The organism is Staphylococcus caprae (assembly GCF_002902725.1).
In the GTDB taxonomy this organism is placed as follows: domain Bacteria; phylum Bacillota; class Bacilli; order Staphylococcales; family Staphylococcaceae; genus Staphylococcus; species Staphylococcus caprae.
In genome coordinates this window covers 1-7,544 of the sequence record NZ_PPRT01000063.1, presented here as the reverse complement: position 1 = coordinate 7,544, position 7,544 = coordinate 1, and the positions used below count along the sequence as shown (strand labels likewise).

Genomic DNA, 7,544 nt, shown 5'->3' with positions numbered 1-7,544 from the left:
ATTAAGAACTTCTTGTCGCTTGAAATGATTTTAATACGCACTATTTTAACAAAATATTTATTCATTTAACTCTATTTACTAAATCTTAATAAATTTTATTTCAGGTGTATACAATTTATAAGCTTACTGAATTTAGATATAAAAAAGCCACCAACAAAATACGTAAATTTGTTGGTGGTTGAACCTCTAATATATTCAATTACTATTTATTATTATTAATCTACAACTTCTACATTTAAGTTAACATCGATATTGCCACGTGTTGCTTTAGAATATGGACAGAAGTCATGTGCATCTTTTAAATATTTTTCTGCATCTTCTTGTGATAAAACGTTTTTAACTTTTGCGTCAATATCGACACTTAGTTTTGGACTTTCTGCATCTGGATCATCTTCTAAACGCACAGTTAATGTGACTTCAGGTTCAGCGTCACGTACTTTATTTTGTTTTAAGATAAGATCAAATGCACCGTTAAAGCATGAAGCATAGCCTGCTGCAAATAATTGTTCAGGGTTTGTAGCTTTTCCGTCAGCTTGTTGTGGTGGTAATACGTCTACATTTATTGCGTTATCGTCAGTGTGAACATGTCCTTTACGTCCACCTACGTTTGTAGCTTTAGTTTCATATTGAACTGCCATTATGATTACCTCCTAAATTCATTATACTTGTTTACTACCCGATGACTAATTTTTTAAATCATAGAGAATTTCATTTTCAGGAAAATGAATTAAATAACAGCAATTTGTAAGTGATAAAGCAATTAATATAAAATAAGTTTAATACGATGTTAGAAACGAGGTATATACTATGACACATGTTGATGTGGCAGCTACAATTGCACCGGAAAATCAAATTTCACAAACACTCTTAAATGATATTTACCAATATAGAGATTCGATTGATATTGTGGAATTAAGAATAGATCAATGGTTCGATTTTAATATGGAACAATTTGAAACGATTATTCATCAATTAAAACAATTAAAATTGGATTTTAAAATCCTTGTGACGTATCGAACATCAACGCAAGGCGGTAAAGGGGATATTGGAGAAACTGAATATTTAGAGTTACTGTATAAGTTAATCCAACACGCGCAGTTTGATATGTTAGATATTGAATGGAACGCGTCCATAGATGTAGAGGTTTACGGTAAGTTAATTCAACACGCGCAAGAGAATGGTCTAAAAGTGGTGTTATCGCATCATAATTTTCAAGAGACGCCTTCATTAGAGGAATTAAAATTTATTTATTTCAAAATGCAAAAATTGTCACCACAATATTTGAAGTTAGCAGTTATGCCTCATAGTAAAGAGGATGTCTTACATTTATTAGAGGCGATGAGTGTGACTTCTGATAGTACGCCATATCAAGTGATTGGCATCTCGATGTCTAAATTAGGTGTAATTAGTCGTACAGCTCAAGGCGTCTTCGGCGGTGCAGTTTCGTATGGTTGTTTGGGAGAACCGCAAGCTCCTGGTCAGATTCATGTTAAGGAGCTGAAACAGCAACTCCAATTTTATGAATCATAAACAGAAAAGTTGAATAAAATGTGACTGTGAATTATAATTGATAATTGTTATCAACGAACGTAGAAGGAGCGAATTAAAGTGGAATTACAAGAAGCTATATCTAATAGAAGAAGTATCAAGAAATTTAAACATGATATGGTTATTGACGATAAGGCATTATATGATGCTGTCGAAAAAGCTACAGACGCTCCAAATCACGGAATGAGAGAACCTTGGAGAGTCGTTCATGTTGCAAAAGATAAATTAGGTGATTTCAGTCAGGATATTACGAGATTTGCATTTCCTGATAATCCTGAAAAAAGAGAAGACCATTATAATGCAGTAACAAATCTAGGAGGTTTATTATTATTAATCTTAAAAGATGATCCTAGACAAAGACAAAGTCGTGAAAATTACTTTGCATTTGGTGCATTTGCTCAAAACTTAATGCTTCTCTTATATGAGGCAGGTATCGGAACATGTTGGAAATCACCACATTACATTTTCGAGCCTAAAGTACGTAAAGCTTTAGATATTAAAAACGATGAAATTTTAGCTGGTTTCTTATATCTTACAGATTTAGAAGTAGAACCAACTAAAGCACAACGTAAAAATAAAAATTTAATCATTGAATTTGAATAAGGTTTAAAAAATTAAGTGTATGAAAATAAAAAAGGAGTTTTCCCTACATTAAACAGTAGAGAAAGCTCCTTTAACTTTTATTGATTTAAATTTTCATCTAAAAATGATTCCACTTGTTCTGGAGATTTCGCATTTGCTGAATGTAAATGCGCTAATTTTTCACCATTTTGGAAAATTAAAATACTAGGAATACCCATTACGTCATTTTCAGTGGTTACATCTTCTAATTCATCACGGTCTACGACGTACCAGCTGTAGTTATTATATTTCTCAACAATAGGATCAATCCACATATCCATTGCTTTACAATCAGGACACCAATCGGCCTCAAATTTTACAATAACTGGATGATTACTGTTAATTGTTGAATTAAAATCTTCAGTTTTATGAATACCTTGCATCATTTATACTCCCTTTCAATATTAGTAAATTTATTATAACGAATGATATCTTTTTTATAAAAATATTAGCCTAAAAAGTAGAGCGTTTTCTTATAGAAAATGATATATTTGTCTTAATAGAGATAAGGAGGTAATAAACATATGATAAAATTTTATCAATATTCAAATTGTACGACTTGTAAGAAAGCCGCTAAATTTTTAGATGAATATGGTGTGAGCTACGAACCTATCGATATTGTTCAACACACACCCACTAAAAAAGAGTTTGAAGATATTATTGAGAAAACAGGTGTAGAAATAAATAAATTATTTAATACACATGGTGCTAAATATCGTGAACTTGATTTGAAAAATAAATTAAAAGACATGTCAGATGATGAAAAATTAGATTTATTAGCATCTGATGGAATGTTGGTAAAACGTCCACTAGCTATCTCTGGAGAAAAAATCACTTTAGGTTTTAAAGAAGAAACGTACAAAAATACTTGGATATAATTTTTTAACACTCATCGTGAAAAGTGAACATTAGAAATGAAAATGTATCAAATATCGTGTTTTACATAAATAAATACGAATTTTAGCATATTAATTCTTTTAGATAATAGTTGATTGAACTATATCAGTGTGGCATCATTAAAATGTAATTAATAATTAGGAGGGGATTCTCGTGGCAGTACCGAGCGAATTTAAATATTCTAAAGAACATGAATGGGTTAAAATAGAAGATAATGTAGCAACAATTGGTATTACAGAGTACGCTCAAAACGAGTTAGGCGACATTGTATTTGTTGAACTACCTGAAACAGATGACGAATTAAATGAAGGCGATACATTTGGTAGTGTAGAATCTGTTAAAACAGTATCCGAATTATACGCGCCTATCTCAGGTAAAATTGTAGAAATCAACGAAGAATTAGAAGATAGCCCAGAATTCGTTAATGAATCACCATACGAAAAAGCATGGATGGTTAAAGTAGAAATGAATGACGAAAGTCAATTAGATGCATTATTATCAGCAGACCAATATTCAGAAATGATTGGTGAATAGCATGTGTTAAACTCCTCGATTATTTTAATCAAGGAGTTTTATTTATAATATAAAAGAATTTTTACACTATATTTTAAATCAGTGTTTAGTTTTCATTAACCATATGTAAGTTTGCCCGTTGTGATGTTTAGTTTTTCTAAATTCTGTGAATGGTTTAAGTGACAGTTAACTATCGACGCTTAGAAGGTGGATTGACATGACTATTGTGAATAAAGTTATCATTGTTGAAGGTAAATCGGATAAGAAAAGAGTGCAACAAGTTATCGCAGAGCCAGTAAGTATTATTTGTACACATGGGACCATGAGTATAGATAAAATTGATGATATGATAGAATCACTTTATGGTAAACAAGTTTATGTTCTTGCAGATTCTGATGACGAAGGAGAAAAAATTAGAAAATGGTTTAAACGATATTTAAGCGAAAGTGAACACATATATGTTGATAAAACATATTGTGAAGTCGCGAAGTGTCCGAAAAATTATTTAGCTAATGTTTTGAATAGATATGGTTTCTCAGTGAAAAAAGAAAAGAATCTCATGCCTAATTTAAACACTGAAAGGTTAGTTCTAGTTAATGAATAGTTCAATTGATCTTGAAGATATAACAGAAAATTACAATGAAGAGAAACATCTTATATTTGGCTATACGCCAATGTGTGGAACGTGTAAAGTTTCAGAAAGAATGTTAGATATTGCGAATGATATTTTACAGCTTCCGGTTAAAAAGGTGGATCTTAATTTTCATCCTGAATTTAGTAAAGAAAAAGAAATTATGTCAGTGCCTGTTTTATTGGTGATGAATAAGGATCAAGAAGTAAAAAGAATCTATGCTTTTCAATCAGTCCCTTATTTGTTAGAAAATTTAAAATAGTTATTGACGAAACTTTAGTACGGTGGTAGGATTAAAACAAATTAAATGATGCGTAAACTCTTATCGAGAGAGGTGGAGGGATGTGCCCTACGAAGCCCGGCAACCGTCTGATATAGAAATGGTGCCAATTCACATAAAGTTTAACTTTAGAAGATGAGAGAAAGAAGATATACAAATGCTTTCTCAACTCTCTAAAGATTGAGGAAGCATTTTTTAATTTATATAAGCAATTTAAGGAGGCTATTAACGTGATTAAGTTAAACCAAATAGTGAAACGATATCATACTAAGAACAAAGATGTTCTAGCAGTTGATCACGTTGATTTAAATATTGATTCAGGCTCGATTTTTGGCGTTATTGGTTTCTCTGGTGCAGGTAAAAGTACGCTAATTAGAATGTTTAACAATCTAGAAGCGCCTACGTCTGGAGATGTCATTATTGATGGTGACAATATTAGTAAATTATCCAAATCAGAGTTGCGTAAAAAACGACAAAAAGTAAGTATGATTTTCCAACATTTCAACTTATTATGGTCAAGAACCGTATTAAAAAATATTACTTTCCCACTTGAAATTGCAGGAGTACCGAGTGGTAGAGCGAAGCAAAAAGCACTTGAACTTGTAGAACTTGTAGGATTGAAAGGCAGAGAGAGTGCGTATCCATCAGAATTATCAGGTGGACAAAAGCAAAGAGTAGGTATAGCTAGAGCGTTAGCAAATGACCCTGATGTTTTACTTTGTGACGAAGCAACGAGTGCTTTAGACCCTCAAACAACTGATGAAATTCTAGACTTATTACTTAAGGTAAGGGAACAACAAAACCTTACAATCGTATTAATTACTCATGAAATGCATGTGATTAGACGAATTTGCGATGAAGTTGCAGTAATGGAAAACGGTAAAGTCATAGAACAAGGAAAAGTTAGCGAAGTATTTGAAAATCCACAACATGCAGTTACTAAACGTTTTGTTAAGGATGATTTAAATGATGACTTTGAAGATGCTCTAGATGAATTAGAACCATTAGCGAGTGATTCTTACATAGTGAGATTAAACTTTACTGGGGATAATACGACAGAACCTATTGTTTCATATATTACTAAAACACATAATATAGACGTTAATATTCTTGAAGCTAATATCAAGAATACAAAGGATGGTTCTATAGGCTTCTTAGTTATTCAAATACCGCATATTGATAGTGATAACTTTGAACAATTTAAGAATGATCTTCATCAACAACATGTGAATGTGGAGGTGTTGAAACATGGGTAAATCATATGGCGAAATATTCCACGAAATGTTTACAATGCCTAATGTTCAGTGGCCAGATGTATGGCAAGCAATATTAGAGACACTATATATGACTGTTGTTTCTACTATATTTGCTTTCATCTTTGGTTTGATTTTAGGGGTGTTACTTTTCTTATCTGCGAAAAGTCATTCACCAGCAGCTCGAGTTTTCTACACAATTGTTTCATTTATAGTTAACTTATTTAGAGCGATACCATTTATCATTTTAATTTTATTACTTATACCGTTTACAAGTGTAATTCTTGGAACGATTAGTGGACCAACAGGTGCTTTACCAGCACTTATTATCGGTGCAGCACCATTTTATGCTCGCTTAGTAGAAATTGCCTTCAAAGAAATTGATAAGGGAGTTATCGAAGCGGCTTGGTCAATGGGGGCGAATACTTGGACAGTCGTACGCAAGGTACTACTTCCTGAGGCGATGCCTGCGTTAGTTTCAGGTATTACTGTGACAGCTATTGCTTTAGTCGGTTCAACTGCTATAGCTGGTGTCATTGGTGCCGGTGGTTTAGGTAACTTAGCCTACTTAACTGGTTTCACACGAAATCAAAATGATGTCATCTTAGTTTCAACTGTATTCATCTTAATCATAGTATTTATAATTCAATTCCTAGGGGATTGGCTTACAAATAAAATTGATAAACGCTAAAGAAAAGGGGACAATGTTCAATGAAAAAAATCTTAGGAATAATTTTAGTATTAGCATTAACAGTTGCTTTAGCTGCTTGTGGCGGTGGCGACAAGAGCAAAACAATCACAGTAGGTGCATCACCAGCACCTCATGCTGAAATTTTAGAAAAAGCTAAACCATTATTGAAGAAAAAAGGTTACGATTTACAAATTAAAACAATTAACGATTACACTACACCTAATAAATTATTAGATAAAGGCGAAATTGATGCTAACTTCTTCCAACATACGCCATACTTAAAAACTGAAAGTAAAGAAAAAGGATATAAAATTGAATCTGCAGGAAACGTAGAACTTGAACCAATGGCTGTGTACTCTAAAAAGTACAAAAGTTTAAAAGACTTACCTAAAGGTGCAACAGTTTATGTTTCAAATAACCCTGCTGAACAAGGTCGTTTCTTAAAATTCTTCGTAGATGAAGGTTTAATTAAACTTAAAAAAGGCGTTAAAATTGAAGACGCTAAATTCAGTGACATCACTGAAAACAAGAAAGATATTAAATTTAACGACAAACAATCTGCTGAATACTTACCTAAAATCTATCAAAACCAAAAAGCTGATGCAGTCATCATTAACTCTAACTACGCAATCGATCAAAAATTAAGTCCTAAGAAAGATTCTATCGCATTAGAAAATGCTAAAGATAATCCATATGCTAACTTAATCGCTGTTAAAAAAGGACATAAAGATGATAAAAAAATCAAAGCTTTAATGGAAGTATTACAATCTAAAGAAATTCAAGACTACATTAAAGATAAATATGATGGTGCCGTGGTGCCTGCTAAGTAACAAAAAATCGGGAGCGGGACAGAATTATAATTTAACAAAATTAATTTCGTTTTCCCTCTCCCAACTTGCATTGTTTGTAGAATTTCTTTTTAAGAAATTCTCTATGTTGGGGCCCCGCCGGCAAGGATGTCTAGGATTGAGAGAAGCTTGATGTAAGCGCGCTTTCAATCCAGACATCTACTGCCAATATGTTAAAAGAGACTGAGATATTTAATATGTCCCAGTCTCGATTTTTTAATTAAATATTATAATACTTTATATAGTATACCTACACCTACAC

Annotated in this window: 11 protein-coding genes and 1 riboswitch; of the genes, 9 read left to right on the top strand and 2 right to left on the bottom strand. The window is 32.4% G+C overall.

Features of this window, described 5'->3' with window-relative positions:
* Positions 1-215: 215 nt before the first annotated feature.
* Positions 216-638, bottom strand: coding sequence for an organic hydroperoxide resistance protein (locus CD155_RS10715; RefSeq protein ID WP_002441647.1), 423 nt, complete (start codon positions 636-638; stop codon positions 216-218).
* 169 nt (positions 639-807) lie between these two features.
* On the opposite strand from CD155_RS10715, the gene aroD reads away from it, so the two are divergent.
* Positions 808-1,530, top strand: a complete 723-nt coding sequence (gene aroD / locus CD155_RS10710) for a type I 3-dehydroquinate dehydratase (protein WP_103213315.1) — start codon at positions 808-810, stop codon at positions 1,528-1,530.
* Positions 1,531-1,608: 78 nt separating this feature from the next.
* Positions 1,609-2,151: a nitroreductase family protein gene (locus tag CD155_RS10705; protein WP_103213314.1), complete on the top strand. Its 543-nt coding sequence runs from the start codon at positions 1,609-1,611 to the stop codon at positions 2,149-2,151.
* Between the two features lie 77 nt (positions 2,152-2,228).
* On the opposite strand, the gene CD155_RS10700 is transcribed toward CD155_RS10705, so the two are convergent.
* Positions 2,229-2,552: a thioredoxin family protein gene (locus CD155_RS10700; protein ID WP_037541218.1), complete on the bottom strand. Its 324-nt coding sequence runs from the start codon at positions 2,550-2,552 to the stop codon at positions 2,229-2,231.
* A 141-nt stretch (positions 2,553-2,693) separates the two neighbouring features.
* Between CD155_RS10700 and CD155_RS10695 the strand changes: the two genes are divergently transcribed.
* The 7 genes from CD155_RS10695 to CD155_RS10665 all read left to right on the top strand — a co-directional run bounded on the left by CD155_RS10695 (position 2,694) and on the right by CD155_RS10665 (position 7,264).
* The gene (locus CD155_RS10695) at positions 2,694-3,047 is read left to right on the top strand and encodes an arsenate reductase family protein (protein ID WP_103213313.1); all 354 of its coding nucleotides are present in this window, start codon (positions 2,694-2,696) and stop codon (positions 3,045-3,047) included.
* Positions 3,048-3,219: 172 nt separating this feature from the next.
* On the top strand, positions 3,220-3,600 hold the full coding sequence (gene gcvH / locus CD155_RS10690; protein ID WP_070832245.1) for a glycine cleavage system protein GcvH: 381 nt from the start codon (positions 3,220-3,222) through the stop codon (positions 3,598-3,600).
* A gap of 196 nt (positions 3,601-3,796) precedes the next feature.
* The gene (locus tag CD155_RS10685) at positions 3,797-4,183 is read left to right on the top strand and encodes a toprim domain-containing protein (protein WP_002441658.1); all 387 of its coding nucleotides are present in this window, start codon (positions 3,797-3,799) and stop codon (positions 4,181-4,183) included.
* Entirely contained in the window at positions 4,176-4,472 is a 297-nt protein-coding gene (locus CD155_RS10680) for a thioredoxin family protein (protein ID WP_002441660.1), read from the top strand. Before CD155_RS10685 ends, CD155_RS10680 begins: the two co-directional genes overlap by 8 nt.
* Before the next feature lie 57 nt (positions 4,473-4,529).
* Positions 4,530-4,632: riboswitch (SAM riboswitch) on the top strand.
* Positions 4,633-4,720: 88 nt separating this feature from the next.
* Complete coding sequence (locus CD155_RS10675) at positions 4,721-5,746, top strand: methionine ABC transporter ATP-binding protein (protein ID WP_070832242.1); 1,026 nt, start codon at positions 4,721-4,723, stop codon at positions 5,744-5,746.
* The gene (locus CD155_RS10670) at positions 5,739-6,434 is read left to right on the top strand and encodes a methionine ABC transporter permease (RefSeq protein WP_002441663.1); all 696 of its coding nucleotides are present in this window, start codon (positions 5,739-5,741) and stop codon (positions 6,432-6,434) included. The genes CD155_RS10675 and CD155_RS10670 overlap by 8 nt, the downstream gene beginning before the upstream one ends.
* A gap of 20 nt (positions 6,435-6,454) precedes the next feature.
* The gene (locus tag CD155_RS10665; protein WP_070832239.1) at positions 6,455-7,264 is read left to right on the top strand and encodes a MetQ/NlpA family ABC transporter substrate-binding protein; all 810 of its coding nucleotides are present in this window, start codon (positions 6,455-6,457) and stop codon (positions 7,262-7,264) included.
* Positions 7,265-7,544: the final 280 nt, after the last annotated feature.